General features: G+C 68.0%; 1 protein-coding gene and 2 pseudogenes. 1 reads left to right on the top strand and 2 read right to left on the bottom strand.

The window, feature by feature from the left end; all coding sequences use genetic code 11:
* Nucleotides 1-256 (top strand): annotated as a pseudogene (locus A5697_RS13965) (SGNH/GDSL hydrolase family protein); the annotation flags it as partial.
* 3 nt (nt 257-259) lie between these two features.
* Here the strand turns inward: A5697_RS13965 and A5697_RS13960 are convergent.
* Together A5697_RS13960 and A5697_RS13955 are read right to left on the bottom strand one after the other, a co-directional pair.
* Nucleotides 260-781 carry a serine/threonine protein kinase gene (locus A5697_RS13960; protein ID WP_068010988.1) on the bottom strand — a complete coding sequence of 174 codons (522 nt, stop codon included), beginning with the start codon at nt 779-781 and terminating at the stop codon, nt 260-262.
* 65 nt (nt 782-846) lie between these two features.
* Nucleotides 847-944 (bottom strand): annotated as a pseudogene (locus A5697_RS13955) (serine/threonine protein kinase); the annotation flags it as partial.

Here is a 944-nt window from a genome sequence, read left to right as displayed (position 1 = left end):
CGGCCCGATCTCGGACACCGACGCCGACCTCGGGCGCCACGTGGCCACGACCCTGGAACGGCTCACGGCTGACGCGGCGACGGCAACCGGCTGCGAGGTGGTCGGCGCAGCGGCGGCCAGCCGGGAGCACCACGCGTGGTCGTCCGCGCCGTGGACCACCAGACCCGGTGTGCCGCTACCGGGTCGGGCGGCGCCGTTGCACCCCAACGCCGCCGGGATGCGTGCCGTAGCCGAACTGGTGTCCGCGCGGTGGTGAGGGTCAGCCGTTCGTGCGCCACCACTGGTAGAGGGCGTTGACGTCGGAGTTGGACGAGGTGAGGTGCCCCAGGACGTTCTTCGCGTCGGTGGTCCACGTCAACGTCGCGTAGTTCTTGTAGGTGCCGCAGGCGATCTGCCCGCCCGTCTGGCCGTTCTGCTTCCAGGTTCCCGGTGACTGCCCGGCGTCCCCGCACGCGGCCAGGGACACGTCCTTGATGGTGGAACTGAACGCGGAGGCCAAGTTGGTGCCGTTGGAGAAGAGGGCGTAGACGCCGGAGCCGGGTCCGCTTGGGTCGGGGCTTTGCCCGCACAGTAGCTCGGCCAGTTCACCGGATTCGGTCAACTCCTGCGACTTGCAGTTGTTGAGGCCGTAGCCCTTCGACAGGTTGGCCGCCAGCGTGTTCATGTCGGCGGCGGTGCCGGTGTTGGGTTCCGCGACCGCGGTGGCGCTTCCCGCGAAGACCAGACCGCCGGTAACCGCTGCCGCCGAGACGGCCCGCAGCGCGGTGTTGAGGTGTGACATTTTCGTTGACTCCCTATGGTTGTTGGATAGGTGATGCCGAAACCCGTTCCCCCCCAATTGCGAAGTCAGCCGTTGGCGCGCCACCACTGGTAGAGCGCGGCGGCGTCGGTGTTGGATCCGCGGATGTAGCTCAGGATGTTCTTGGCGTCGGACGTCCAGATGA

Origin of the sequence: Mycobacterium sp. E3251, assembly GCF_001666835.1 — a bacterium.
GTDB lineage: Bacteria > Actinomycetota > Actinomycetes > Mycobacteriales > Mycobacteriaceae > Mycobacterium.
Note: the sequence above shows the minus strand (reverse complement) of the source record. Positions and strands in the feature narration are given on the sequence as shown.

Coding starts and splice junctions, on each gene's coding strand:
- A5697_RS13960 (WP_068010988.1), bottom strand. CDS start 781: ATGTCACACCTCAACACCGCGCTGCGGGCCGTCTCGGCGGCAGCGGTT.